Source organism: Bacillus sp. Brlt_9 (genome assembly GCF_051948935.1).
Lineage (GTDB): Bacteria > Bacillota > Bacilli > Bacillales > Bacillaceae_G > Bacillus_A.
In genome coordinates, this window is record NZ_JAYJLO010000002.1 from 149,343 (window position 1) to 172,625 (window position 23,283).

A 23,283-nucleotide genomic window follows, 5' to 3' on the forward strand; every position below is an offset into this window, starting at 1 on the left:
ATATATAAAGTTTAATCGAGATAAAAAAAATTGCAAATATGGGGTGAGAAACGATGGTAGAAAAACGAATTCCGATTCAAGTTGCTGAGGCAGTAGAGAGAGTAATGAAATCTTCGAAGAATGGTGAAGTAGAAGAGGTTTCTATTACGGAAAGTTACGGGAGAATTCTTGGGGAGGATGTTGTCTCTGATCATGACGTTCCTCATTTTGATCGTTCTCCTTACGATGGTTTCGCAATCCGAGCAGAAGATACGAAAGAAGCGAATCAAGAGAATGCGATTGAGTTTGAAGTAATAGGAGAAATTGGGGCGGGATTTGTTTTTACAGAAGAAGTAGGGTCTTTTCAGGCAGTTCGTATTATGACGGGAGCAGCTATTCCAGAAGATTGTGATGCAGTTGTAATGCTGGAGCTGACGGAAGGTTTTGAGAAGAACGGAAAAACGTATATGAAGTTAAAGCGTCCTTTTCATAGTGGTGACAATGTGTCATTTAAAGGAGAAGATATAAAACAAAATCAAGTTCTCGTTCAGAAAGGCGTTGCAATTAATCCAGGTGTTGCGGCTTTATTAGCGACGTTTGGATATAGTACTGTGAAAGTTGTAAAACAGCCTGTTGTTGGTATTGTGACGACAGGAAGTGAATTGTTAGAAGTACATGAGTCTTTACAGCCGGGGAAAATTAGAAATAGTAACTCTTATATGATTGCGGCTCAAATTATGAAAGCCGGAGGTAAAGTCCGTTATTACGGCCAACTTGCTGATGAGCTAGATGCATGCTTTACGGCTGTTCAATCAGCGATGAATGAGGTTGATATTTTAATTACGACAGGCGGTGTATCGGTAGGAGATTATGACTACTTGCCGGCTATTTATGAAAGATTACAGGCAAATGTACTCTTTAATAAAATAGCGATGAGACCAGGAAGTGTAACGACAGTAGCTGAAGTTGATGGGAAGTTACTTTTCGGTTTATCGGGGAATCCGTCAGCTTGTTATGTGGGCTTTGAGTTATTTGTGCATCCGATTATAAAAACATATTTGTATGCGAAGGAACCTCACGTATATAGAGCAGATGCTATTTTACAAAAAGATTTTCCAAAGCCAAATCCATTTACTCGTTTTGTAAGAGCGAACGTGACAATCGAGGACGGTGCATTACAAGCGATGCCGGTCGGTTTAGATAAATCGAGTGCCGTATCTTCACTCGCAGATGCGAATGCTTTTATTGTGTTGCCTGGGGGAACGAGAGGGTTTGAGGCAGGGATGAAAGTATCTGTATTATTGTTAGAGCACGCCGAGGGATGTGATTGGCCATGGGCAAAGCCCCTTCAATCTTACAAATAGTAGGATATCAAAATAGCGGAAAAACAACGCTTGTTGAGAAAATAGTGCATACGTTAGCTGAACGAAAAATGAAAGTTGCTACCATTAAACACCACGGGCACGGAGGATTTCCGGAAGTAGCGCAAAAAGATAGTGAGAGGCACCGAAAGGCTGGTGCTGTCGTTAGTAGTGTAGAAGGCGCTGGATTACTTTCGCTTTCTTCATTAAGAGAGGATTGGTCCTTACAAGACATTATTCGCTTATATGAGTTTTTTGAAGTGGATACAATTTTAATTGAAGGCTATAAAAAAGAGAGCTATCCGAAAGTAGTGTTACTTCGTTCTGCGGAAGACGTTGAACTTCTACATAAAGTAGAAAATATAGTAGCGGTTATTACGTGGCATGATGCTCCCGCAAACTTACGAGAAGAATATAAAGTATTTCATATAATAGAAGAAGATTTGTATATAGACTGGTTTGTACAAACGGTAAGGAGTACGAAATGACAAATACATATTATGAAGTAATTGATACAGAAATCTTGGTTGAAGAGGTAGCGAAGAAGGTTATTCGCCGTGAATGTGGTGCTGTTACAACATTTATTGGAACGGTTAGGGAGTTTACGAAAGGGCGTCGTACATTATACTTAGAATACGTCGCTTACAAAACGATGGCAGAAAAGATGCTAGAGAAAATTGGCTCAGAAGTGAAAGAGAAGTGGCCAGGTACACACGTTGCGATTACACATCGCATCGGTACACTACAAATTTCTGATATCGCGGTTGTAGTTGCTGTTTCAACACCGCATCGTAAAGCGGCTTATGAAGCGAATGAATATATTATGGAACGCATAAAACAAATTGTTCCGATTTGGAAAAAGGAGTTTTGGGAAGATGGGGATTCATGGATTGGTGATCAATTAGAAAAAACGCCATATCCGGCAGGAGAGCCTGGGAGGGAGCTATAAGTATGATTCGAGTATTATTATTTGCGTACTTGCAAGAGGAAGCAGGAACAAGTGAGTTACAAATAGAGAAAGAAAATATTACGGTTGCAGAGTTAAAAGATGTTGTTGCTAAAGAATATAATGTACCAATGACAGCGCCAATTATGGTTGCGATTAATGAAGAATATGCAAATGAAGATGACAGGGTCCAATCTGGTGATGTTGTTGCGCTAATCCCGCCGGTGAGCGGTGGTTAATATTGGATTTATGAAAACGACTTTCCTATATAGGGAAAGTCGTTTTTTTATAGCAGTTTTGCGAACACTAACGTATAGAACAAGGAGGGTGTTATGAAAAAAATATGTGTAGTTATTATTATGCTATGTTCGGTCTTTTTCTCTTCTCCAATTGATTCTTTCGCGAAAGAATCGAGGGAACAGCTTTTAGAGAGTACATTATTGAATAGGTATTATTCAGTTATTAGACAAGTAACAGAAGATCAATTTGAATGTGCTTCAGTTATAAATGTAAAGCGTCTCGGTAAGAATGGTGAGTTCGTTCCTAGATTTGAAATTACGCTACAATTTCTTACGTTCCAAGGTGCACATAATCCGCCGAATGATAAAGTTACACTTACTTTGGAAGATCATTTAGATCACGTAAAGATAAAGAAAGTGGAGCGAGAAAAGAATGTTTCTAGTGCTATCGCAGAACAAGTTTGTGAACGAGAAAGAGAAAAAATAAAAGCTCACTCTAATGCTTCAGAGTGATAATCTATGACATTCAGTAAAGAAAGGTAATGAGCGATGGACATACTTTTAGCGATTTTACCGGCTCTATTTTGGGGAAGTATTGTGCTATTTAACGTGAAACTGGGCGGAGGACCGTATAGTCAAACACTCGGTACAACGTTTGGTGCACTTATTTTCTCGATTGTTGTTTATATTTTTATGAAGCCCGTATTAACTCCTACTGTTATCGGAGTTGGGATTGTGTCAGGTTTATTTTGGGCACTTGGTCAGGCGAATCAATTAAAAAGTATTGATTTAATGGGCGTTTCGAGGACGATGCCCATTTCAACAGGACTTCAATTAGTTGCGACGACTTTATTTGGAGTCATCGTATTTCATGAGTGGTCTACGACAATATCAGTCGTCCTTGGTGTATTAGCTCTCATTTGTATTATTATCGGCGTTATTTTAACATCACTTCAAAGTGAAGAAGAAAAGAATGCAGAGCAGGCGGGGAATTTTAAAAGAGGCATTATTATTTTATTGATTTCAACAGTCGGTTATTTAGTTTATGTAGTAGTAATTAGACTATTTAACGTAGATGGTTGGTCAGCTTTATTGCCACAAGCAGTCGGTATGGTGTTAGGGGGCATTTTGCTTACTTTTAAACATCATCCATTTAATAAATATGCAATACGAAATATTATTCCAGGGTTAATTTGGGCAGCTGGAAATATGTTTTTATTCATTTCGCAGCCGCGTGTTGGAGTGGCAACAAGCTTCTCTCTATCACAAATGGGAATTATTATTTCAACACTTGGTGGGATCCTTATATTAGGTGAAAAGAAAACGAAACGTCAATTAACAGGCATTGTTATCGGTATCGTTTTTATTATTGCAGCCGGAATTATGTTAGGTATAGCAAAAAGTTAAAGGGGGTATGGAAATGTATAGTGATTTAGCAGGAAAAGTAGTCGTTATTACAGGATCAGCAACTGGTCTTGGAAGAGCGATGGGAGTAAGGTTTGCTAAGGAAAAAGCGAAAGTAGTCATTAACTATCGCTCACGAGAGTCAGAAGCGCATGATGTATTAGAAGAAATTAAAAAAGTAGGCGGAGAAGCAATTGCTGTAAAAGGTGATGTGACGGTTGAGTCTGATGTTGTGAACCTCATTCAATCTGCTGTGAAAGAATTTGGTACACTCGATGTTATGATTAATAATGCCGGGATAGAAAATGCGGTACCATCGCATGAAATGAAGCTTGAAGATTGGAATAAGGTAATTAATACGAATTTAACAGGTGCTTTTTTAGGAAGCCGAGAAGCGATTAAATATTTTGTAGAGCACGATATTAAAGGATCTGTTATTAATATGTCGAGTGTTCATGAGAAAATTCCGTGGCCATTATTTGTGCACTATGCGGCGAGTAAAGGCGGCATTAAACTGATGACAGAAACGTTAGCGCTAGAATACGCACCAAAAGGCATTCGCGTAAATAATATTGGGCCAGGTGCAATAAATACGCCAATTAATGCAGAGAAGTTTGCTGATCCTAACAAACGTGCTGATGTAGAAAGTATGATACCGATGGGATACATCGGAAAACCGGAAGAAATAGCAGCAGTCGCAACGTGGCTCGCTTCCTCAGAGGCCAGTTACGTAACTGGAATTACGTTATTTGCAGATGGCGGGATGACGTTATATCCATCGTTCCAAGCGGGGCGCGGGTAATAAAAAAGGACAAAGAGGTTTACCTCTTTGTCCTTTTTTTAAGCAAAAAAAAATAGCGGCCAGCTATTTTAAATTTAATGATTAATTGTATCTTGAAGATATTCTGTTGCTTGATGTTCAGAAACATTTTGCACGAGTGCAACTTCGCTAATCATCATTTTTCGGGCATTATCTAGCATTTGTTTTTCGCTCGCATTTAAAGCTCTCTCTTTATTGCGGCGAAGTAAATCCCGAACAACTTCTGCGCTATCTTGCAGATTGCCGTTTTTCATTTTTTCCATATTCATTGTATATCTTTGTTTCCAGGAAAGTGATGTATCTGATTCCCCGTTTTGAAATTCAAGAAGTATATCATCTAACGTACCTTTATCTACGATATAACGAATACCTGATTTTTGTAATTGATCCATAGGAAGCATTACTTGCATATCTTTACTAATGATACGTATCACACAGTATTGACGTATAGTTCCTAATATTTCCTTCTCTTCAATGGCTTCGATGACTCCTGCGCCGTTCATTGGATAAACGATTTTATCACCAATTTGAAACAAATCATCCACCTCCATATGTGGTAACCATCTTTAATGGTAACACAAGTGAATAAAAATGTCAAATTTTATATAATACCATAATAATTATATTTGAGTCAATAAGTAAAAGCTCTTTTTTTATATATATTTTTTGCCCTTACTTATCTATGATTTTTTTAGAAAAATAGTACAGGTGAAAAAGGTAGGCATATCCACTTATTTTTAAGCATAAAATGTAAAATCGCTAATACAATATACCTAAATCCGTTCTTTGCAAAGGAGGGAGAGAAGGTGGGGCGCACAATAAAAATTGATATTACAAATAAAGTTGTAGCTAAATTTAGACCAGATTGTTTGGAATTATATACGAGTAAATTTATGATAGGTAAGTTTTATGTCTATACTGAAGGTAAACAATATGTGTTAGAAGACGGATATATATATGAAGACGGAAAATTTTATCGCATCATAGATACGCACCGTGGCAATAATCAAGCGGCGGAGGGCTGCGATCTAGGATGGTGTTAACATGATTCGTGTGAAAGTGTTTGATGAAAGTCACGAAAAAGACTTAGAAGACGCTGTAAATGTGTTTTTGAAAAAGATTGATGATAGTAATTTTGTGGATATTAAGTATCAAGTTGGTGTTTCCATTAACGATGACGAAAACCAAATTTATTGTTTTTCGGCAATGATCGTTTATAAAGCATAAAAAAGAGCTGGGTGAGCCAGCTCTTTTTTATGCTTTATGTTGGGACAACATGTGTCGGTAATACGTTCATAATAGATTGGGTTGTGCCTAAATTCTTTGTCTTTAAAAGAGGCTCCCCAGTCTCATGATTTTGGGCATCTTTACACATACCAAGGTGATAACGATCACCTAAAAATGGATCAATATAAAAACCGTTTTTGAATACTTTATCATTCGGATGTTTTTCATGGTGAATGTCAGAGCAGTTAATGCAATAGAACATAGCTTTCATCCCCTTTTTATTTTTGTTTGAAAAAAGTGAGGGGGTAGTCATTTCGCTCCTAAGGAAATGTTGAGGAGAAGAGAAATAACTACCTACTCAAATGGTGGGCATATTCCTTCTGATTTTTCATATCTCGCGTAGTGTCTCTGAGGGAAGGAGGAGAGACACTACGCATGATATACGTAAGGCTCTTCTTTCAAGATGAATGATGGAGTTTCATATTGAGAGAAGTTTTTATTTTTTGTTGCCTTTGTGAGTATATTATGAGGGAATGCTCAAAGGGTGTTTGTCCTGTTGAAAAAATGTTGACAATTTCTCAACAGTAAAAAAGAATTAGCGTTGACATGAAACTAAAAGGTGTTATATCATCTAAATGAAACCAAAAGGTGTTATATTTGAGTGCTGAATAAAGGAGAATGAAAATGGAACAACAAAATACATTAACTGATATTAAACAAACGATCGTTTTTAACGCGTCTATTCAAAAAGTATGGAATGTAGTATCAACTGCAGAAGGGATTGCGTCATGGTTTATGCCAAATGATTTTGTATTAGAGGTAGGACATGAATTTCATGTGCAATCACCATTTGGGCCATCACCATGTAAAGTGTTAGAAATCGATGAGCCGAACCACCTATCTTTCTCATGGGATACAGATGGCTGGGTTGTTTCATTTAATCTGAAAGACCTAGGAGAGAATAAAACAGAATTTACGTTAATTCACGGCGGCTGGAAACATCCTGATGAAATTCTTCCGAAAGCGAATGCGAAGAGCTCTATTATTCGCGATAGAATGAGCGGAGGCTGGGTAGCGATTGTAAATGAAAAACTGAAAAAGGTTGTTGAAGGCTAAGTGTCCTCATCAGCAGCGAAATATGATGTATTTCAAGCAATTGCTGACCCAACCCGCCGAGAAGTAATACGGTTATTAAGTGATAAAGAGTTACCGATTTCCAAAATAACGGATTATTTTCCGATGAGCCGTACTGCGGTTGTAAAGCATCTTCATATTCTTTCAGAAGCGAATTTAGTAAGCGGAAGAAAGAGCGGAAGAGAGAAGATATATCGTTTGCATCCAGAACCATTAGAGGAATTACAACAGTGGCTCTCGTACTATGAACGTTTTTGGGATAATAAATTGTCCATGCTGAAACATATTGTAGAGAATGAAGAATAAAAGAGGATGACCGAAATGGTCATCCTCTTTATTATTGCTCACTTGTTTGTGTAGCTGGCTTTAATAAAAGCCAAGCGATAATTAATGTACACACTGCTAATACGAAAGTGCTCATATAAATGACGTGTACACTTGCTGCTAATGCGGATTGTGATTCAGTGGCTACGTTTGCTGTAGTTCCGCCGTGTCCGCCAGATACAAGATCAAGGTTTTTAATGCCGCGTGCGTGAATCATCGTATTGAAAATTGTACCGAATATTGCAGCACCTAACGTTTGACTAAATGTATTAATAAATGTGTTTAAACCAACGGCTGTTCCGCGTGTATGAGCTGGTACGGCTGCTTGAATTGTTACCATATAAATTGGTGTCACAAGCCCCATTCCTAAGCCGAATAATCCGACTGCTACATAAATAAGGAACGATGGTGAATTTGTTGATAATGTAAATAATAAGAATGTAGCGACTGATAAAATGCTAGCCCCAAGTAAAATGATTTGTTTCGTTTTTAATTTGCCTACTAAGTTACCGGAGAAAATAGCGCCAAAGGTCCACATAACAGGGATTGGCATTAAAATAAGTCCAGCTTCCGTTGCATTTTTTCCTAATACACCTTGGCTCCAAATTGGAAGGTACATTGTAATACTAATGATCATTGCGCCAGCAATAAGCGTTAATATGTTTATCGTAGATAATGTACGGTTAGAGAAAAGTGCTAGCGGAATTAATGGTTCCGGAGATTTTTTCTCGATGAATAAGAAAATAATGAATGAAACAACGGCAAAGATTAATAGGCCGATAATTGTAATGTCTCCCCAGTTTTGCTTACTGCTACCTGTTAATAATGCGTATAGTAGAGCAATCGTACTTAATGAGAAGACTGTTGCACCAAGATAATCGATATGGTGTTTAGCTGGCTTAATAGATTCTTTGTAGTAAATGGCAATCATTAAGCAAGCGATAATTCCGAATGGAACGTTTAAGAAGAAAATATAACGCCAAGATAGGGAATCAACTAAAAATCCACCTACTAACGGTCCGATAACACCAGATACACCCCAAACGGCACTCATCCAGCCTTGTGCTTTCGCGCGGTCTTTCGCTTCGCTATATAAGTCTCCAATAATTGTCATTGTGATCGGCATAACAGCACCAGCACCAATACCTTGAAGAGCGCGGAAGAAAATTAATTGTTCCATCGATGTAACGACTCCGCAAAGTGCAGAACCAACTAAAAAGATGGTAGCTCCGATAAGTAAAACTTTTTTACGGCCAAATAAATCAGCAAGCTTTCCGTATATTGGAGTCGAAACTGCTGTTGCAAGCATATAAATTGCATATACCCAACTAACAAGTTCGACGCCTGATAAATCACTCGTTATACGAGGAATTGCTGTACTAACAATCGTTCCTTCTACCGCAGAAAGAAACGTCATTAGCATTAAAGACATCATGACTTTTTTTCTCATATGTTTTCCCCTTACCCTTTTTCAAATATTCAACAATATAAAATATAAAGGTACTAAGGTAAATAAAGCAATAAAAAAGCACTAGGATGTTATGAGGAATGGGCATTGGTCGGCAAGTTGATATATGTTTTGGTGAAATTGCCGATAAATTTGCGTAATCGCTGATAAATTTGGAGAATCGCCGATATATCGTGAAAATCGCTGATATATTTGAAAAACCGCCGATAATAGTTTCATGTACCTATAAAAAAAGAAACAGGAATCCCTGTTTCTTTTTTTAATATTGCATTTTCGCGTTTTCTCCAGCTGTTGTTCCGGCAATTCTACCAGTAACAAGGGCAGATGTAATGTTATAACCACCAGTATAACCGTGAATATCAAGAACTTCTCCGCAGAAATATAAGCCGTTCGTGAATTTAGAAGACATTTCTTTCGGGTTAATTTCTTTAACGGATACACCGCCGCCAGTAACGAATGCTTTTTCAATTGACTGCGTACCATTTACATTCACAGTAAATTCTTTAAAGTCTTTCACAAGTGCACGAATCTTTTCATGAGAAACTTGTCCAGCTTGTTCACTACCGTCAATTTCATTTTTTTCTAATAAGAATAGGAAGTAACGTTCAGGAACATAACCTTTTAAAACGTTTTTAATTCCTTTTTTCGGATCTTCTTTCATTTGTTTCAGCATGCGCTGGAATAGTTGTTCACTATTTTCTTCTGGTAATGCATCAATACTCATTTGTACTGTATTCGTTTTAAACTTTTTCAGTGCTTTCACGACGAATTGACTACAACGAAGAGCAGCAGGACCAGATAGGCCGAAATGAGTGAAGAGCATGTCCATTTTGTGAGAAATGATAGCCTTTCCTTTCGGATTTAATACACTTAAGTTTACGTCTCGTAAAGCGAGTCCTTGCAGTGAACGGTCTTGAATAAATGGTTCGTTCGAAAGGATTGGTACTTCTGTTGGGAATAATTCTGTAATTGTATGACCAGCTTTTTTAGCCCAAGCATATCCGTCGCCAGTAGAACCAGTCTGAGGAACAGATTTTCCGCCAACAGCGATAACGACGTGATTTGTTTCTAGCACTTCGCCAGTCTTTAGTACGACTGCTTTCGTTTGACCATTTTCATATTCAATCGTTTCAACAGGTGTATTCGTACGCATCTTTACACCTAAATCTTTTAATCGTGTTAAAAGTGCGTCTACTACTGACTGTGCTTTATTTGAAACAGGGAACATGCGGCCATGATCCTCTTCTTTCAGTTTTACACCGAGATTTTCGAAGAATGTAATAATATCTTCATTATTAAAAATAGAAAAAGCACTGTATAAGAAGCGGCCATTTCCTGGTATATGTTTAACGATCTCATCAAGTGGTAGACGGTTCGTTACGTTACAACGGCCACCACCAGAAATCGCAAGTTTACGCCCTAGTTTATTTCCTTTATCAAGAAGTAAGACGCTTGCGCCTTCTTCTGCAGCACCGATTGCAGCCATTAGACCAGAAGGCCCGCCGCCGATGACAATAACATCATAATGCATAATATATCGACCTCATTTTCTACATTTCCTGCCTAAAAGAATAGCATGTTTTCCCTTAAAAGAAAAATAGAGTGAAGTACTGCTTAAGGAGAGAATTGTGGTACAATACAAAAGTTAGAGTTCAGCACTATCCTGCTATTTGTGGGCAATAATATAAAAACCTTAAGATGTAAGAGAAATAAAAAGGGAATTTGGTAGCCTGTAAATGCTCGAATAGTTCAACTAATAAAGAGTAGGGAGTTAACACCTTCCCTGCAAATTATAGTTTCACTTTATGTAGATGTAGGAGGATTTTTGTATGTCCGATTCGAAATTTCTGCGCGGAACGCTTATTGTTACGTTAGGGACATTTTTAGTAAAGTTCTTAGGCATGATTTACGTCTTTCCGTTTCATGCATTAGTAGGGACAGAAGGCGGAACGCTCTATACATATGGATACATTCCATATACGATCTTTTTAAGTATTGCAACGGCAGGGGTGCCGCTTGCTGTTTCCAAATTTGTTTCCAAATATAATGCGCTTGGCGATTATAAAACGAGCCGGAGAATGTTCCGTTCGGGAATGGTTATGATGATAGTAACAGGAGTTCTTTCGTTCCTAGTTCTATACATGACGGCGCCACTGTTTGCAGAAGCAATGCTTGGTAAACAAAGTATACACAGTAATGTAGAAGAAGTTACGACGATCATTCGTCTTGTAAGTTTTGCACTTATTGTTGTACCAGCAGCGAGTTTAATTCGTGGTTATTTCCAAGGTCACCAATCAATGGGACCGACTACTGTTTCACAAATTATTGAACAAATTATTCGTATCGTCTTTTTATTAGCGGGTAGTTTTATCGTTATTAAAGTACTTGGCGGTACAGTTGCAACAGCAGTTGGGGTAGCGACATTTGCAGCATTCGTTTCAGCAGTTGGAGCACTCGGTGTATTAATTTGGTACTGGTTAAAACGTAAAAAACATTTGGATCAATATTTAATTGAACAAACTGTACCAGAATCGACAGTGAGTACTGTTCAATTGTTTAAAGAATTATTTGCATATGCAATTCCTTACGTTGTAATTGGGTTAACAATTCCTTTATATCAACAAATTGATACATTGACATTTAACTCAATTATGCAGGCGATTGGCCAAGGTGATATCGCAGAGCGAGCACTTGGTATTTTCACAATGTGGACGCATAAATTGATTATGATTCCTGTATCACTTGCAACAGCGTTTAGTTTAACGCTTGTACCAGCGATTACAAAATCATTTACTGAAAAACAATACCGTTATTTAAAGTTACAAATTACACAAACATTCCAGGCAAACATGTTCTTAACATTGCCAGCAGTTATCGGTATTTCTACACTTGCATATCCAATTTACACTGCGTTTTACGACTCAGATCCACTAGGTGGACAAGTATTAATGTGGTATGCACCGGTTGCGTTGTTATTCGCTTTATTTACAGTAACAGCAGCAATTCTGCAAGGAATCAATCAACAAAAACATGCGATTGTCGCGCTTATTATGGGTGTTATTTTGAAATTCGTATGTAACGTAATCTTTATTCGTTATTTCGGTACAGTTGGAGCGATTTTAGCAACAGCAGTCGGATTCTTAGCTTCCGTATGGTATACGAATAGACAAATCAAAAAACATGTACATTATTCATTTGGTGTTGTATATAAGAGAACATTCCAAATTGCAGTATTAACACTTGTAATGGTCGTTACTGTAAAGTTATCACAATGGATTCTATCCTTCATGATTTCGCCTGATGGCCGAATTGGTGCTCTTGTTACAGTTGCGATTTGTGCAGGTATTGGTGGTCTTGTTTACGGATTGTTAGCGATTCGCACAGGAGTACTTGAAAGAGTATTTGGTGGAGAAGCGTTAGAGAAAATCCAGCGTAAACTTGGCAATAGATTCAAAATAAAGTTGAAATCAAAAGGGGCGTAATTACGTCCCCTTTTCTATGATAAACAAAGAAGGTGAAAAACGTGAGATTAGATAAATTATTAGCGAATATGGGATATGGAAGTAGAAAAGAAGTAAAGAAATTATTGAAAGACGGCGTTGTGAAAATTGATGGAACGTCAGTGAAAGATGCGAAGGTTCATGTAAATGTCGAAGAACAAGAAGTTATGATTCACGGTGAAGTTGTGGAATATAAAGAGTTTGTTTACTTAATGATGCATAAACCACAAGGTGTTATTTCAGCGACAGAAGATGATAATCATGAAACGGTAATAGATTTATTAGAGTTAGAAGATGCAATCTTTGATCCGTTCCCAGTTGGACGACTTGATATCGATACAGAAGGTTTCTTATTAATAACAAATGACGGGAAGTTATCACACCAATTGTTATCTCCGAAAAAGCATGTGCCGAAAAAATATTATGCACACGTTGCAGGAGTCGTAACAGAAGAGGATGTAAAAGAGTTCGCTAAAGGTGTTATTTTAGATGATGGCTATGAAACAAAGCCAGGTGCACTTACAATATTAAAAAGCGATGAGATTTCTGAAATCGAGCTTGTCATTACAGAAGGAAAGTTCCATCAAGTGAAGCGTATGTTTGAAGCGGTAGGGAAAAAAGTAGTCTACCTAAAGAGAACAGAGATGGGACCGTTAGTATTAGATGAAGAGCTAGAACTTGGACAATACCGAGAGCTATCAGATGAAGAAGTAGAAATGTTAAAAACATATCAAGTAGATACTGAAAAATAGTGCTGTTTTTAGGCGCAGAAAAGACCCCTTTCTAATGAGTTAGAAAGGGGTATGTATTTATTTACATACAATTATTTTTCGTTATGAGGTCATTCTCACTTTCTTTCCTGTTGTTGTCCACTTACCGCGGCAAGGGCTATACACGAGTTCATTAAACTGCAACACATTTAGATCACGTTGTATCGTTCGTGGTGTGATCCCGAACTCATCTACAAGGTCTTTCGTCGTTACCGTTCCGTTTTCATTGATGTACATATAAATTGATTTAATGCGTGTTAGCATACGAGTAGTTGTAGGTTTCAAGAGAAAACCACTCCTCTACTAGTTTTTTTGACCCCATTCAGGAAAGAAGGTCGTTACTACCATTGTACTCTACATGATAAAATTCATGCTTTAATCTACTTAAATTTTACAAAAGTTTAACAAATATTCATATAGAAAAATATTGGTAGTTGACATTGTATATATGGTCAGTCAACTAACACATAAAATTCTACGTAAAACGCCAAATTCCTGCAAATTTTTTTGAAAAAATAAAAGAAAAACTAATGAGAAATATCTGAAATATTACAATTGTTCGGTATTTGGTTTTCGTGTATAGCGTAAGAGATTTCGGTTTGTTATGATGAAAGAAACAATATAGTGAAGGATGGATGCGTGATGTCAGCAATTAATTGGACAGAAGAAGTTGCAAAACGAAAAGATGATTTAATTCGTGATACACAACAATTTTTACAAATTAAAAGTGTATGGGAAGAAGAGTCAGCGAAAGAGGGCGCACCATTCGGTGAAGGTGTAGAAAAAGCTTTATCTTTCATGTTACATAAAGGAGAAAATGAAGGTTTTACTTCTAAAAATTTAGAAGGATATGCAGGTCATCTTGAAATGGGACAAGGAGAAGAGTTAGTAGGTATTCTTTGTCACGTTGACGTTGTACCAGAAGGAGATGGCTGGACGACTCCTGCATATAGTGCAGATATTCGCGACGGAAAGATTTTTGCGCGCGGTGCAATTGACGATAAAGGCCCAACGATGGCAGCTTATTATGCGATGAAAATTGTGAAAGAATTAGGTTTACCTCTTTCAAAACGCGTTCGTATGATTTTAGGAACAGATGAGGAAAGCAATTGGAAATGTGTAGATCACTACTTTAAAAATGAAGAAATGCCAACAATCGGTTTTGCGCCAGACGCTGATTTTCCAATTATTAATGCAGAAAAAGGAATTTCTGATATACAAGTTGTGCAAAGTGGTAGTGAAGAGAAGAAAGGTACATATGAACTTGTTTCATTTGAATCAGGTCGCCGTTTAAATATGGTTCCTGATTTTGCAGAAGCAATTATTATAGGAGAAGATGTAAATGCACTTACAGTAGCATATGAAGAGTATTTACAAACTGCTAAAAAAATAGGTGAAGCCATTGTAGAAGGTAATACGGTGACGTTGCAAATTAAAGGGGTTTCAGCTCACGGATCTACTCCAGAGAAGGGTGAGAATGCAGGTTTATTACTGGCAAACTTCTTAACGAAAGTCGCTCTTGATGGAAAAGGAGCTTCGTTTGCAACATTTGCGACAGAAACATTTACTGGTGATATTTTAGGAGAGAAAGCTGGTATTTCTTATAAAGACGATATTAGCGGACCATTAACAGTGAATGTTGGTCGCCTTTCTTATACGAAAGAAAATGGTGGGAATTTAGGATTAAACGTACGTTACCCAGTTACGACTAAATTTGAAGAGATGATTGCGAAGTTAAAAGAATACGTTGGTACTCATGGATTTGAAGTAGCGGATTATTCAAACTCTCGTCCGCATCATGTTGATAAAGACCACGTGTTAATTCGCACGTTGCAGCGCGTATACGAAGAACAAACAGGAGAAAAAGCAGAACTATTAGCAATCGGCGGTGGTACTTACGCACGTTCATTGAAAGCTGGCGTTGCGTTTGGTCCGTTGTTCCCTGGAAAAGAAGAGCTTGCGCATCAAAAAGACGAGTACATTGAAATTGAAGATTTATTAAAAGCGACGGCGATTTATGCTCAAGCAATTCATGAATTAGCGAAATAGTGGATATATAAATAAGAAGAGGCCGTCCCGATACATATTTTGGGACGGTTTTCTGTTATGTATCGTTTGTTGTTAAGTCGATATTCCTTGTCGAAATTTCGATGTAATTTCATTTATTAACGCGATCTGAACTTGGTTAGACTTGTAGGGAAATTCGATTCTTTTTCATTGAATGAGATAGGAAAGAAAAGCAACAATAGAAAGAAGGAGAAGATGTACATGGAGCCGCATTATTTTGTCGCAATTACGTTACCAAATCATATAAAAGAAGTGCTGTCTAACTATAAAGAAGAAATGCAGGAGGAATTACCATTTCGTTCGTGGGTACATAAAGAAGACTATCATATTACCCTTTCATTTTTAGGTAGTGCGACAGAGGAACAATTAGAAGGAATAAAGAGTGGATTACAAACACTTACAGGAACAAAGGAACTATCGTTTACGTTACAAGGATTTTCAACGTTCGGTATGGAAGATAGGCCGCGTATTTTTTGGTCGAAGATAAGCGAGAATCACGATTTGTTCCAATTACAAAAGCAAGTGCACGCTATTTGTGAAGGGAATGGATTTTCTTTAGAAACGCGCCCGTATCATCCGCATATTACTGTTGCCCGTAAATGGGTAGGAGAAGGAAAGTTTGATTTAGAACATATAAAGAAAGTGCCTGAAATATCATTTCAAGCGGATACGATTACTTTATACGAATCTCACGTGAAGGAAACACCGAAGTATAAAGCGATTGCTGAAATAAAATTACAAAAATAGAATGTATGAAAACGTTTTTTATACAGGTGAATATACTATAAAGAATAATGTGTTACTGTATAGAGTCTTGCGGATAAGAATAGCCTTATCATTTGCAGCTCGTTTCATTTAACTTTAAGAATGATGGTGATTTTTTTATGTTGAAAGTAAAACGTCCATTTGATGCCTATTTAGATGAAATGAATAAAATTACAATTTTGCTCCCACATGCGTATGGAACAAGCCGGACATTTCGTTTGCAAGAAGGAAGTAACGTGAAAGATTTACCGATTGCTCATACAATTGCGCTTCCGGATGCAACGAAGTATGAGTGCTTTATAGAAGAGCCGCTAGATGTGGGGAAGTATTATACAGTACGAGATGAACGGAATGAAGAAACAGATTTACAAATAGGTGCTGTCATAAGAACAGCGATTTTTGATGAAAAGTATTATTACGAAGGTACTGATTTAGGGGCAGTGCACCAAAAAGAAGCAACTACATTTAAAGTATGGGCTCCAACTGCGAGACTTGCAAAAGTAAGAATTTATAAAAGTGATAAAGAATATATCGATCATGAAATGTATAGAGGAGAAAATGGAGTTTGGACTCATACATTACAGGGTGATTTAGCCGGAGAAAAGTATACGTTTCTTGTTTGTATTAATTTAATATGGAATGAAGCGGTGGATCCTTACGCAAAGTCAGTAACTGTAAATGGGAAGTATGGCATTGTTATCGATTTAGAAAAGACAATTGTAACAAAGGGGGAGCAATTACCACCATTACAAGCAATGACAGATGCCATATTGTATGAACTGCATATTCGTGATGCTACTATTCATCCGAATAGTGGAGTAAGTAAAAAAGGAACGTATACAGGGCTAATGGAAGAAGGAACAACAGGGCGAAATGGGATATTGACAGGTTTGTCTCATATAAAAGATTTAGGTGTTACACATGTTGAATTATTACCTTTATATTGTTTCGGTGGTGTGGATGAGGCGAATCCTTCCTCTGCCTATAATTGGGGTTACAATCCATTATATTACAATGCACCAACGGGATATTATGCTACAAATCCCTCTGACCCGTATAACAGGATAGTAGAGTGTAAACAGTTAATTGAAACATTTCATGAGCACGGCATTAGAGTGATTATAGATGTTGTATATAATCATGTGTATGAAAGAGAGCTATCATCATTTGAAAAGCTTGTCCCAGGATATTATTTTCGTCATGGTGAAAATGGTATGCCTTCTAATGGGACGGGAGTCGGGAATGATATAGCATCTGAGCGAAAAATGATGCGTAAATTCATTGTAGAGTCTATTTTATATTGGCTTACTGAATACAATGTGGATGGATTCCGATTCGACTTAATGGGAATTTTAGATGTTGATACAATGAACATAATAGAAAAAGAAGTGCGAAACATAAAACGAGATGCATTGCTATTAGGGGAAGGATGGGATCTACAAACACCACTTCCAGCTGAAGAAAAAGCAACGCTAAATAATGCGAAGAAAATGCCGTATATTGCGCAATTTAATGATCAATTTCGTGATGGGATAAAGGGGAGTACTTTTCATATAAATAAGCGCGGTTTTGCATTTGGTGGGCATGTAGACTGTAATCATTTGCAGTATATAGCATCAGGAAGCCTTTTGAGTATGAAAGAAACAGGTTTGTTTCTAGAGCCTGTACAAAGCATTAATTATGTAGAATGTCATGATAATATGACGATGTGGGATAAACTAATGCGCAGCAATGAAGAGACAGAAGAGATTTTGAAAAAACGTCATCTGCTAGCGAGTGCAATGGTGATTCTGTCGCAAGGCATTCCTTTCTTACATGCTGGGCAAGAGTTTTATCGTACGAAGCAAGGAAATGAAAATAGTTATAATGCAAATGATGAAATTAATCAATTAGATTGGGATCGAAAAGAGAAAGAGATAGAGACCGTTAACTATATAAAAGATTTAATTGCGATTCGTAAAGAGCACGGAGCATTTCGATTACAGAATGCAGACCTCATAAAAAAGCACATGACTTTTTTGCAAACATCTTCAGAAGTACTTGCATACCACCTAGAGCATGTAGGATCGCTTGGACCGTGGAAAGAGATTATCGTTTTATTTAATAGTGGTTTAGAAGCTAAAACGGTGCAACTTCCGAAAGAAGAAACGTGGCATGTGTTAGTAAATGAAAAGCAAGCGAAAATAGAGCCAATTTCTTCATTTAGAGGAAAGGAACTTAGGCTCGCTCCAATTAGCACGTATATATTGACGATAATGTGACAAATCGCTACTTGACGATGAGAATGTAATAAATGTAGAATTGACAAAGGTGACGATTTTGATAAGTTGTCATTCTATGACTGGTTTTGTAAAATAAAATAGAGAGTTTTTGGCTTATGCTAAAATTTCTTTTCATTTACAGTAAAATATATATGAATCCACAACATGTGTAGAAATGTTGCGGTTTTTCTTTTCATAACTATAAAAGATAAGGATTTGTTAACGGGTAATGAATATGGAATGGTTGGAACAATTATTAGGAAAAGAGTGGAGTCTTGTACCGGCTGGTGGAGTAACGGGCGATGCATATATTGCGCAAAACGGACAACAGAAGTTATTTTTAAAGCGGAATACATCGCCCTTTTTAGCGGTATTGTCAGCAGAAGGAATTGTTCCAAAATTACTTTGGACAAGAAGGGTAACGAACGGTGATGTAATTTCTGCTCAAAAATGGCTTCCGGGACAGAAGCTAGAGCCAGAGGATATGAAACTAGAACGTGTTGCGAAACTTTTGAAGAAAATACACTCCTCTAAAGCACTTGTACAGATGATTCAAAGACTTGGGAAGCAGCCGCTTCACGCGCAAGAGTTATTACAACAACTGCAACTTGTTTTAAGAGGAGATATAAGGGATGATGAAACAATTCAGCAAGGCCTTCAATATTTAATGGATTCATTAAAAGATATTGAATACAATGAATTCGTTGTATGCCATTGTGATGTAAACCATAACAACTGGCTATTGTCGGATGAAGATGAGTTGTTTTTAATTGATTGGGATGGAGCTGTAATTGCTGACCCAGCTCTAGACCTTGGTATGTTATTATATTGGTACATTCCGCGCCATGAATGGAGTGAGTGGCTCGGTTATTATGATATTGAAATGGATGAATTGCTGCTTAAGCGTATGAGATGGTATGTGATAGCACAAACGATTTTGTCTATTCAATGGCATACAACAAAAAAGCAGCAAGCAGAAGCTGAATATTGGCATCAATATTTACAGCAACTACTTGCTTCAGAGTAATACTTAAGAAAAATTGTCCATTCCAGCAATCCACTGAGTAAGTTGTTCTTGATTATTGGAAATGTGGTTGTCCAAATTAGAGGAAGATTTACCCGATTGACTATAAGAATATACATCGTTTAGCATTGCTTTAGCGTCACTACTTACATTATCGTTTGCGAGTAACGATTGAATGAGACGCTCTAATTGCTCGCATTCAGAAACTGTCCCGCAACAATCACTTTGGTGATTGACTAAAATATCTTTCAGCACTTCTAATTGATGTTGTTGATTAATTGGCATGAACGGATCATCCTTTCGATTGTTTTTCTCTTCTTAGAGAAGTAAGAGAAAAAGCTGTTTCGTCATGGAATGTTTAATGCTGTATGTAGTTTTTATCAAAATGGTACATCTTATACTTGAAAGAAACGGACCGAGTGCTCGTACGTACTTGGTTTTTTGTTTGGTAGATTGATTTAAAAACAGAAAGAAGGAATTATTCCTTTAAAATAGCTATGTAAAGAGAGGGAGACATCTATGCGTTTAAGACATAAACCATATGCAATGGATCGAATTAATGAGTATTCACATATCGTAATTGGAAACCCAGAGGAGCGCGCTGGTAACTGGAAAGAAGTATTTGGAAATGAACAACCCATTCATATTGAAGTAGGTACAGGTCGTGGCCGCTTTATGTATGATATGGCAAAAGCAAATCCGCATATTAATTATATTGGAATTGAAAAATTCACAAGTGTTGTTGTAGATGCACTTGATAAATTAATTGAAGAAGAATTACCGAACTTGAAATTAATTAATAAAGATGCTGAAGATTTAACAGTTTTCTTTGCAAAAGGTGAGATCGATCGCGTGTATTTAAACTTCTCAGATCCATGGCCAAAGAAACGTCATACGAAGCGTCGTTTAACGTATAAAACGTTTTTACGCAATTATGAAGAAGTGTTAGTAGAAGGCGGAGAAATTCATTTCAAAACAGATAACCAAGGTTTATTTGAATACTCTCTAATGAGTATGGCTGAGTATGGTATGTTATTAACTTACCTTAGCCTAGATCTTCATAATAGTGATTATGAAGGAAACATTATGACAGAATACGAAGAGAAGTTCTCTAGTAAAGGTCATCGTATTTACCGAGTGGAAGCGAAATATCGTACAGAGCCTATGCAGTAATGCATAGGTTTTTTTCATCTAAAATAATCAGAATTTTATGTTAGTATTGAAAGAAAAGGGGGATGGAAAATGGAACAGTTGCAAATTGGAGATATAAAAGTAACGTGGTTAAAAGGCGGGAACACACATTTAGACGGGGGAGCGATGTTTGGCGTTGTGCCGAAAGTGCTTTGGTCACGTAAGTATAAACATAATGATACAAATCATATTTATTTACGAACAGATCCGTTACTTTTGCAAACGAAAGACGGTAATATGCTCATTGATTCCGGAATAGGAAACGGGAAGTTGAATGAGAAGATGAAGAGAAATCAAGGTGTAACAGAAGAATCATCGGTTTATGGATCATTAGAAAAACTAGGATTAAAGCCTGAAGATATCCACTACGTTTTAATGACGCACCTTCATTTTGATCATGCATCTGGTTTAACAAAATGGGAAGGTGATTACCTTGTACCGGCGTTTCCGAATGCGAAAATTTACGTAAATGAAACAGAATGGAATGAAATGAGAAGCCCAAATATTAGATCGCGTAATACATATTGGAAGGAGAATTGGGAGCCGATTGTAAATCAAGTTGTTACATTCCAGCAAGAAATAGAAATTACAGATGAAATCAAAATGGCGCATACAGGCGGTCATAGTGATGGACATGCAGTTATTGCGTTAGAAAGCAAAGGTGAAACGATGCTGCATTTAGCTGACCTATTGCCGACGCATGCGCATCAAAATGTATTATGGGTAATGGCATACGATGATTATCCGATGACATCGATTGAAAATAAGCAAAAGTGGATGAAGTATGGTGCTGAAAACGATGCTTGGTTTACGTTTTACCATGACGCGTATTACCGTGCAGTAAAGTGGAATGAGGAAGGGCATATTGTAGAAAAGATAGAGCGGAAAACGAGTATAGAGGCTTAAAAAGAGGAGGTTGTCCCAGAATATTTGCTGGAGCAGCCTTTTTATTATTGTCGTTTTTTGTCGGTAGGTCGATATATTGAAAAAATCGCCGATATAATTTGAGTTACGGTCGATATATTGAAAAAATCGCTGATATATTTGGAGTTGCAGTCGATATATTCGAAAAATCGCCGATATAATTTCAATCACTATCCACAATAAAAAAATAAGAGGTTCACCTAATGGGAACCCTCCTTTTTATGCTGCTATAACCTCTAAAACAGTACCTGTTTTAGCATCAACTAAAAATTCAAATCGTTCTTGTATATCATCTAACATCGTTGTAAGACCGCCGCGATAAACCTCGTACGCGACATCATATTTTTCAAATGTCTCTGGAACCATATGTACCCAAGAGCCAGTAATTTCACCTTTATGACTTAATGCTTGTTTCACCATTTTCAATGCTTTTTCTGAAGAAATATGGGATTGTTCTTGGACTTTGTTTGCAACAAGATAACCAGCTGCGAATCCAACGCCAAGACCTGCTACTAAACCTTTCCAGCTCATATATTCACCTCAATTCTATAAAATAAAAATAGTGTACCGATAATAATTATAAATCAAATACAGCTAAAAAAGAAGAAACTAGAAACATTTCGAAAATTTCGTTACAATAAAAGAGGTATTCTACTAAGGTTTGAAAGAAGGGGACTTCGTGAATAAAGAGACATTACAATTATTTCGTACGTTAACAGAATTACAAGGTGCATCAGGTTTTGAGCATGATGTACGCCGTTTTATGAAGCAAGAATTAAGCAAATATGCGGATGAAATTGTACAAGACGGTTTAGGTAGCGTATTTGGTCTGAAAAAAGGGGACGAAACTGGCCCACGTGTTCTTGTAGCGGGTCATATGGATGAAGTAGGTTTCATGGTTACGCAAATTACGAAAAACGGAATGCTTCGTTTTCAAACGTTAGGCGGCTGGTGGAGCCAAGTTCTATTAGCACAGCGTGTACAAGTTATGACGAAGAATGGTCCTGTAGTTGGGGTTGTTGGCTCTATTCCTCCTCATTTATTAAGTGACGCGCAACGTGCAAAACCGATGGATATAAAAAACATGTTAATTGATATAGGTGCGGATAGCTATGAAGATGCGATTGAAATTGGTATAAAACCAGGACAACAAATCGTGCCAATCTGCCCGTTTACGCCGATGGCAAACGAAAAGAAAATTATGGCGAAAGCTTGGGACAACCGTTACGGATGTGGCCTTGCAATCGAATTACTAAAAGAATTAAAAGACGAAACATTACCAAACACGTTATATTCTGGTGCGACTGTACAAGAAGAAGTAGGTCTTCGCGGTGCACAAACTGCTGCAAATATGATTCAACCAGACATTTTCTATGCGCTTGATGCAAGTCCAGCAAACGATGCATCTGGTGACAAAACGCAGTTCGGTCAATTAGGAAAAGGTGCTCTTCTTCGTATTTATGATCGCACGATGGTAACACATAGAGGAATGCGCGAATTCATTTTAGATACAGCAGAAACACACAACATTCCGTACCAATACTTTATTTCACAAGGTGGTACAGATGCGGGCCGTGTACATACAAGTAACTCAGGTATCCCATCAGCAGTAATTGGCGTTTGTGCGCGCTACATTCATACACATGCTTCTATTTTACATGTTGATGATTATGCGGCAGCGAAAGAGTTAATTACGAAGCTTGTAAGAGCAACGGATAAAACGACGTTAGAAACAATTAAGAATAACGCGTAGAGAAGAAGGGCGAAAAACCCTTCTTTTTTTAGGTTGAATAGATGACCCGCTGATATGTGGTAGTGCTTGTTACTTAATTCGTGCCGAAGCGGATGTTAGAACAAAATGATAAATTTTTATAGAGGT

The 23,283-nt window shown here is 37.4% G+C and carries 27 protein-coding genes; 20 read left to right on the top strand and 7 right to left on the bottom strand.

Annotated elements, in window-relative coordinates:
- Positions 1 to 53: 53 nt before the first annotated feature.
- The 7 genes from moeA to VF726_RS06995 all read left to right on the top strand — a co-directional run bounded on the left by moeA (position 54) and on the right by VF726_RS06995 (position 4,731).
- The gene (moeA, locus tag VF726_RS06965; protein ID WP_440166960.1) at positions 54 to 1,343 is read left to right on the top strand and encodes a molybdopterin molybdotransferase MoeA; all 1,290 of its coding nucleotides are present in this window, start codon (positions 54 to 56) and stop codon (positions 1,341 to 1,343) included.
- The gene (gene mobB / locus VF726_RS06970; protein WP_440166962.1) at positions 1,313 to 1,828 is read left to right on the top strand and encodes a molybdopterin-guanine dinucleotide biosynthesis protein B; all 516 of its coding nucleotides are present in this window, start codon (positions 1,313 to 1,315) and stop codon (positions 1,826 to 1,828) included. Before moeA ends, mobB begins: the two co-directional genes overlap by 31 nt.
- Positions 1,825 to 2,289: a molybdopterin synthase catalytic subunit MoaE gene (gene moaE / locus VF726_RS06975; protein WP_440166964.1), complete on the top strand. Its 465-nt coding sequence runs from the start codon at positions 1,825 to 1,827 to the stop codon at positions 2,287 to 2,289. The genes mobB and moaE overlap by 4 nt, the downstream gene beginning before the upstream one ends.
- Positions 2,290 to 2,291: 2 nt before the next feature.
- The gene (gene moaD, locus VF726_RS06980; RefSeq protein ID WP_048528724.1) at positions 2,292 to 2,525 is read left to right on the top strand and encodes a molybdopterin converting factor subunit 1; all 234 of its coding nucleotides are present in this window, start codon (positions 2,292 to 2,294) and stop codon (positions 2,523 to 2,525) included.
- Between the two features lie 93 nt (positions 2,526 to 2,618).
- Entirely contained in the window at positions 2,619 to 3,038 is a 420-nt protein-coding gene (locus VF726_RS06985; RefSeq protein WP_440166966.1) for a DUF3888 domain-containing protein, read from the top strand.
- Positions 3,039 to 3,074: 36 nt separating this feature from the next.
- On the top strand, positions 3,075 to 3,932 hold the full coding sequence (gene glcU / locus VF726_RS06990; RefSeq protein ID WP_144612200.1) for a glucose uptake protein GlcU: 858 nt from the start codon (positions 3,075 to 3,077) through the stop codon (positions 3,930 to 3,932).
- A 13-nt stretch (positions 3,933 to 3,945) separates the two neighbouring features.
- Positions 3,946 to 4,731, top strand: a complete 786-nt coding sequence (locus VF726_RS06995) for a glucose 1-dehydrogenase (protein WP_440166970.1) — start codon at positions 3,946 to 3,948, stop codon at positions 4,729 to 4,731.
- Positions 4,732 to 4,805: 74 nt separating this feature from the next.
- Here VF726_RS06995 and VF726_RS07000 read toward each other — a convergent pair whose 3' ends face one another.
- Positions 4,806 to 5,300 (bottom strand): CarD family transcriptional regulator, encoded by a 495-nt coding sequence (locus VF726_RS07000; RefSeq protein WP_001998466.1) that lies wholly within the window; start codon positions 5,298 to 5,300, stop codon positions 4,806 to 4,808.
- A 255-nt stretch (positions 5,301 to 5,555) separates the two neighbouring features.
- Between VF726_RS07000 and VF726_RS07005 the strand changes: the two genes are divergently transcribed.
- Complete coding sequence (locus tag VF726_RS07005) at positions 5,556 to 5,792, top strand: DUF2553 family protein (protein WP_000533797.1); 237 nt, start codon at positions 5,556 to 5,558, stop codon at positions 5,790 to 5,792.
- A gap of 1 nt (position 5,793) precedes the next feature.
- Positions 5,794 to 5,976: a sporulation protein Cse60 gene (locus VF726_RS07010; protein ID WP_000621751.1), complete on the top strand. Its 183-nt coding sequence runs from the start codon at positions 5,794 to 5,796 to the stop codon at positions 5,974 to 5,976.
- A 34-nt stretch (positions 5,977 to 6,010) separates the two neighbouring features.
- Here the strand turns inward: VF726_RS07010 and VF726_RS07015 are convergent, their stop codons facing one another.
- A complete protein-coding gene (locus tag VF726_RS07015) occupies positions 6,011 to 6,238 on the bottom strand; it encodes a DUF3973 domain-containing protein (protein WP_048528729.1) in 228 nt (75 codons plus the stop codon).
- A 422-nt stretch (positions 6,239 to 6,660) separates the two neighbouring features.
- Between VF726_RS07015 and VF726_RS07020 the strand changes: the two genes are divergently transcribed.
- The gene (locus VF726_RS07020) at positions 6,661 to 7,092 is read left to right on the top strand and encodes an SRPBCC family protein (protein WP_440166974.1); all 432 of its coding nucleotides are present in this window, start codon (positions 6,661 to 6,663) and stop codon (positions 7,090 to 7,092) included.
- Positions 7,093 to 7,416 (top strand): ArsR/SmtB family transcription factor, encoded by a 324-nt coding sequence (locus VF726_RS07025; protein ID WP_016512230.1) that lies wholly within the window; start codon positions 7,093 to 7,095, stop codon positions 7,414 to 7,416.
- 31 nt (positions 7,417 to 7,447) lie between these two features.
- Here VF726_RS07025 and VF726_RS07030 read toward each other — a convergent pair whose 3' ends face one another.
- Both VF726_RS07030 and VF726_RS07035 read right to left on the bottom strand, forming a co-directional pair.
- Positions 7,448 to 8,884 (bottom strand): MDR family MFS transporter, encoded by a 1,437-nt coding sequence (locus tag VF726_RS07030; RefSeq protein WP_440166976.1) that lies wholly within the window; start codon positions 8,882 to 8,884, stop codon positions 7,448 to 7,450.
- A gap of 277 nt (positions 8,885 to 9,161) precedes the next feature.
- Positions 9,162 to 10,433, bottom strand: a complete 1,272-nt coding sequence (locus tag VF726_RS07035; protein WP_440166978.1) for an NAD(P)/FAD-dependent oxidoreductase — start codon at positions 10,431 to 10,433, stop codon at positions 9,162 to 9,164.
- A 298-nt stretch (positions 10,434 to 10,731) separates the two neighbouring features.
- Between VF726_RS07035 and VF726_RS07040 the strand changes: the two genes are divergently transcribed.
- Both VF726_RS07040 and VF726_RS07045 read left to right on the top strand, forming a co-directional pair.
- On the top strand, positions 10,732 to 12,384 hold the full coding sequence (locus VF726_RS07040; protein WP_440166980.1) for a putative polysaccharide biosynthesis protein: 1,653 nt from the start codon (positions 10,732 to 10,734) through the stop codon (positions 12,382 to 12,384).
- Between the two features lie 41 nt (positions 12,385 to 12,425).
- Positions 12,426 to 13,154, top strand: coding sequence for a pseudouridine synthase (locus VF726_RS07045; protein ID WP_429606091.1), 729 nt, complete (start codon positions 12,426 to 12,428; stop codon positions 13,152 to 13,154).
- An 81-nt stretch (positions 13,155 to 13,235) separates the two neighbouring features.
- On the opposite strand, the gene VF726_RS07050 is transcribed toward VF726_RS07045, so the two are convergent.
- Positions 13,236 to 13,457: a DeoR family transcriptional regulator gene (locus tag VF726_RS07050; protein ID WP_000805512.1), complete on the bottom strand. Its 222-nt coding sequence runs from the start codon at positions 13,455 to 13,457 to the stop codon at positions 13,236 to 13,238.
- Between the two features lie 357 nt (positions 13,458 to 13,814).
- Here VF726_RS07050 and pepV point away from each other — a divergent pair, with 357 nt between their 5' ends.
- The 4 genes from pepV (at position 13,815) to VF726_RS07070 (ending at position 19,292) form a co-directional block, all read left to right on the top strand.
- Positions 13,815 to 15,221 carry a dipeptidase PepV gene (gene pepV, locus VF726_RS07055; RefSeq protein ID WP_440166984.1) on the top strand — a complete coding sequence of 469 codons (1,407 nt, stop codon included), beginning with the start codon at positions 13,815 to 13,817 and terminating at the stop codon, positions 15,219 to 15,221.
- Between the two features lie 219 nt (positions 15,222 to 15,440).
- Entirely contained in the window at positions 15,441 to 15,986 is a 546-nt protein-coding gene (gene thpR, locus VF726_RS07060) for an RNA 2',3'-cyclic phosphodiesterase (RefSeq protein ID WP_440166986.1), read from the top strand.
- 137 nt (positions 15,987 to 16,123) lie between these two features.
- The gene (gene pulA, locus VF726_RS07065) at positions 16,124 to 18,265 is read left to right on the top strand and encodes a type I pullulanase (protein WP_440166988.1); all 2,142 of its coding nucleotides are present in this window, start codon (positions 16,124 to 16,126) and stop codon (positions 18,263 to 18,265) included.
- Between the two features lie 229 nt (positions 18,266 to 18,494).
- The gene (locus VF726_RS07070; RefSeq protein ID WP_440166990.1) at positions 18,495 to 19,292 is read left to right on the top strand and encodes a phosphotransferase; all 798 of its coding nucleotides are present in this window, start codon (positions 18,495 to 18,497) and stop codon (positions 19,290 to 19,292) included.
- A 3-nt stretch (positions 19,293 to 19,295) separates the two neighbouring features.
- Here VF726_RS07070 and VF726_RS07075 read toward each other — a convergent pair whose 3' ends face one another.
- A complete protein-coding gene (locus tag VF726_RS07075) occupies positions 19,296 to 19,574 on the bottom strand; it encodes a YtzH-like family protein (protein WP_016118745.1) in 279 nt (92 codons plus the stop codon).
- Positions 19,575 to 19,808: 234 nt separating this feature from the next.
- On the opposite strand from VF726_RS07075, the gene trmB reads away from it, so the two are divergent.
- Together trmB and VF726_RS07085 are read left to right on the top strand one after the other, a co-directional pair.
- Positions 19,809 to 20,462, top strand: a complete 654-nt coding sequence (gene trmB, locus VF726_RS07080; RefSeq protein WP_001239381.1) for a tRNA (guanosine(46)-N7)-methyltransferase TrmB — start codon at positions 19,809 to 19,811, stop codon at positions 20,460 to 20,462.
- A gap of 69 nt (positions 20,463 to 20,531) precedes the next feature.
- Complete coding sequence (locus VF726_RS07085; RefSeq protein WP_440166993.1) at positions 20,532 to 21,386, top strand: YtnP family quorum-quenching lactonase; 855 nt, start codon at positions 20,532 to 20,534, stop codon at positions 21,384 to 21,386.
- A 237-nt stretch (positions 21,387 to 21,623) separates the two neighbouring features.
- Here the strand turns inward: VF726_RS07085 and VF726_RS07090 are convergent, their stop codons facing one another.
- Positions 21,624 to 21,935, bottom strand: coding sequence for a PepSY domain-containing protein (locus VF726_RS07090; RefSeq protein WP_000118541.1), 312 nt, complete (start codon positions 21,933 to 21,935; stop codon positions 21,624 to 21,626).
- 148 nt (positions 21,936 to 22,083) lie between these two features.
- Between VF726_RS07090 and VF726_RS07095 the strand changes: the two genes are divergently transcribed.
- Positions 22,084 to 23,157, top strand: a complete 1,074-nt coding sequence (locus tag VF726_RS07095) for a M42 family metallopeptidase (RefSeq protein ID WP_087958509.1) — start codon at positions 22,084 to 22,086, stop codon at positions 23,155 to 23,157.
- The last annotated feature ends 126 nt before the right edge of the window (positions 23,158 to 23,283 follow it).

Coding starts and splice junctions, on each gene's coding strand:
- moeA (WP_440166960.1), top strand. CDS start 54: ATGGTAGAAAAACGAATTCCGATTCAAGTTGCTGAGGCAGTAGAGAGA.
- mobB (WP_440166962.1), top strand. CDS start 1,313: ATGGGCAAAGCCCCTTCAATCTTACAAATAGTAGGATATCAAAATAGC.
- moaE (WP_440166964.1), top strand. CDS start 1,825: ATGACAAATACATATTATGAAGTAATTGATACAGAAATCTTGGTTGAA.
- moaD (WP_048528724.1), top strand. CDS start 2,292: ATGATTCGAGTATTATTATTTGCGTACTTGCAAGAGGAAGCAGGAACA.
- VF726_RS06985 (WP_440166966.1), top strand. CDS start 2,619: ATGAAAAAAATATGTGTAGTTATTATTATGCTATGTTCGGTCTTTTTC.
- glcU (WP_144612200.1), top strand. CDS start 3,075: ATGGACATACTTTTAGCGATTTTACCGGCTCTATTTTGGGGAAGTATT.
- VF726_RS06995 (WP_440166970.1), top strand. CDS start 3,946: ATGTATAGTGATTTAGCAGGAAAAGTAGTCGTTATTACAGGATCAGCA.
- VF726_RS07000 (WP_001998466.1), bottom strand. CDS start 5,300: ATGGAGGTGGATGATTTGTTTCAAATTGGTGATAAAATCGTTTATCCA.
- VF726_RS07010 (WP_000621751.1), top strand. CDS start 5,794: ATGATTCGTGTGAAAGTGTTTGATGAAAGTCACGAAAAAGACTTAGAA.
- VF726_RS07015 (WP_048528729.1), bottom strand. CDS start 6,238: ATGTTCTATTGCATTAACTGCTCTGACATTCACCATGAAAAACATCCG.
- VF726_RS07020 (WP_440166974.1), top strand. CDS start 6,661: ATGGAACAACAAAATACATTAACTGATATTAAACAAACGATCGTTTTT.
- VF726_RS07030 (WP_440166976.1), bottom strand. CDS start 8,884: ATGAGAAAAAAAGTCATGATGTCTTTAATGCTAATGACGTTTCTTTCT.
- VF726_RS07035 (WP_440166978.1), bottom strand. CDS start 10,433: ATGCATTATGATGTTATTGTCATCGGCGGCGGGCCTTCTGGTCTAATG.
- VF726_RS07040 (WP_440166980.1), top strand. CDS start 10,732: ATGTCCGATTCGAAATTTCTGCGCGGAACGCTTATTGTTACGTTAGGG.
- pepV (WP_440166984.1), top strand. CDS start 13,815: ATGTCAGCAATTAATTGGACAGAAGAAGTTGCAAAACGAAAAGATGAT.
- thpR (WP_440166986.1), top strand. CDS start 15,441: ATGGAGCCGCATTATTTTGTCGCAATTACGTTACCAAATCATATAAAA.
- pulA (WP_440166988.1), top strand. CDS start 16,124: ATGTTGAAAGTAAAACGTCCATTTGATGCCTATTTAGATGAAATGAAT.
- VF726_RS07070 (WP_440166990.1), top strand. CDS start 18,495: ATGAATATGGAATGGTTGGAACAATTATTAGGAAAAGAGTGGAGTCTT.
- VF726_RS07075 (WP_016118745.1), bottom strand. CDS start 19,574: ATGCCAATTAATCAACAACATCAATTAGAAGTGCTGAAAGATATTTTA.
- trmB (WP_001239381.1), top strand. CDS start 19,809: ATGCGTTTAAGACATAAACCATATGCAATGGATCGAATTAATGAGTAT.
- VF726_RS07085 (WP_440166993.1), top strand. CDS start 20,532: ATGGAACAGTTGCAAATTGGAGATATAAAAGTAACGTGGTTAAAAGGC.
- VF726_RS07090 (WP_000118541.1), bottom strand. CDS start 21,935: ATGAGCTGGAAAGGTTTAGTAGCAGGTCTTGGCGTTGGATTCGCAGCT.